This window comes from Crenobacter sp. CS_VA4 (assembly GCF_055597485.1).
On sequence record NZ_JBVMAE010000195.1, the window covers coordinates 1 to 239 of the forward strand.

Genomic DNA, 239 nt, shown 5'->3' on the forward strand with positions numbered 1-239 from the left:
GTAATCATCACCGTGGTGGCCAAAACCCATCCCGGCGCTGACCGCCACCTTGGCATCGGTCAGCAGCTTCTTGGAAAACTCCAGCGAGCCCATCTGCGCAAAGGGCTCCGGAATTCGCGCCCAGACAAACATCGTCGCCTTGGGTTTCTCAACCGGCCAGGCGATCGCGTTCAGGCCGTCGCAAAGCACATCGCGGCGGCTGCGGTACATGTCACGAATGTCATCCACACAGTCCTGCG

At 60.7% G+C, this 239-nt stretch carries 1 protein-coding gene; it reads right to left on the reverse strand.

Translation table 11 applies throughout. From position 1 onward, the window contains the following. Positions 1–228 (reverse strand): aminotransferase class I/II-fold pyridoxal phosphate-dependent enzyme (locus tag ACZ2IA_RS23275; RefSeq protein WP_470294946.1); only part of this gene is annotated, 228 nt, incomplete at its 3' end. Positions 229–239 lie beyond the last annotated feature (11 nt).